This is a genomic window from Mesorhizobium sp. M8A.F.Ca.ET.208.01.1.1 (assembly GCF_004791315.1).
In the GTDB taxonomy this organism is placed as follows: domain Bacteria; phylum Pseudomonadota; class Alphaproteobacteria; order Rhizobiales; family Rhizobiaceae; genus Mesorhizobium.
This window is the reverse complement of sequence record NZ_SRUT01000025.1, coordinates 1-1,458: the sequence shown is the minus strand read 5'-3', so window position 1 is coordinate 1,458 and position 1,458 is coordinate 1. Positions and strand designations below refer to the sequence as shown.

At 58.1% G+C, this 1,458-nt stretch carries 1 protein-coding gene; it reads right to left on the bottom strand.

Annotation, left to right across the window (positions count from 1 at the left end; translation table 11 throughout):
• On the bottom strand, window positions 1–1,458 hold a 1,458-nt coding region (locus EN851_RS34065), incomplete at both ends, for an aldehyde dehydrogenase family protein (protein ID WP_245520883.1).

The following is a 1,458-nucleotide window of genomic DNA, read 5'->3' as shown; positions in this document are numbered from 1 at the left end:
CGCTGTTGCCCGAACCAGACAAGGGTTGTGAGATCCGGATGCCAATATTTCTGGTCTGCACGTAGCCATCAAGGGCTTCCTGACCCTTTTCCCTGCCGTAGCCAGACTTCTTCACTCCACCGAACGGCGTTTCTACGCCGCCGACGTACCATCCATTCACGTACACTTGGCCAGCCCAAAGGCGATCCGCGCTCCAAAGAGCCCGGTCGATATCCCGGGTGAAAACGCCCGCTGCCAAGCCTTGATCGGTATCGTTGGCCAGTTCGATCCCTTTTATCGGATCATCGAAAGCAGTAACGGAAAGAACAGGGCCGAAGACTTCTTCCTGGAAAAGACTACTGTCGGGCGCGACATCGGCAAATACAGTCGGCGCCATGAAATAGCCGCTTCGCACCGAAAGTGCAGTTCCGCCGGCCACAAGCCGTGCCCCTTGCGACAGGGCCATCCGGCAGGCGCTCTCGACCCCCTCTCGCTGCTTTTGAGAGATCAACGGGGTGATGTCGCAGTTTTCGCGTCCTGGTCCAATTGAGAGTCCTTCGACGCAAGCCTTCACTCTTTCTAACGTTTCATCAGCGATTGAACGCTCTACAAGCAATCTTGTGAGGTTGTTGCAATTCTGGCCAGCATTTAGATAGGTTCCGATACGCACCGCTTCCACGACGGCATCGAGATCGGCATCGGAATAAACGACAGCGGCCGATTTGCCGCCCAGTTCCATGATGCAGGGTACGATGCGCTCCGCTGCAGCCTTGAGGACGGTTCGCCCGGTTGCCATGGAGCCCGTAAAGACGATGTGGCGAACATCGGGATGATCGATCAGCGCCTGGCCTGCCGTCTGGCCGTACCCAGTGAGCACGTTTACGGCTCCGGCAGGCAGGCCCGCGGTCTCACAGGCGCGAGCAAGTTCGATGCCTGATAAAGGAGCCAGTTCGGGGGACTTCACTACCACTGCGTTACCAGTTGCAATGGCGCAAGCTAGCGAACGGGCCGTCAGTTCGAGGGGGCCGTTCCAAGGAACGATCTGGGCTGACACTCCGAAGGGGCTTCTGACCGTATAGTCAACAAGATCCGCCCCCCGCGGAATAGAGCGACCTTCGAGCTTGTCCGCCAAGCCAGCGTAGTACCGCAGGTATCTGACGGCGGTCCGAACCTCGCCACGGGCAAGGTCCAACGCCTTCCCAGTGTCTATGCAGTTAATGATCGCGACCTCGTCGCTGCGTGCCTCAAGTGCGTCCGCCACGCGGAAAAGCATGCGCCCACGGTCGTACGGGTGCATGTCTATCAAAACGCGGTCGCGAAAGACACGGTCGGCGGCAGCAACGGCGAGATGCACTTCTTCAGGTCCTGCCTCTGCAATAACCGCTACCGTCTCTCCGTTTGAAGGGTCATCAACCTCGATCCGTTTGCCGGACGAACAATCTCTCCACTCCCCATCGATGAAATTCTTGATCACTTCTG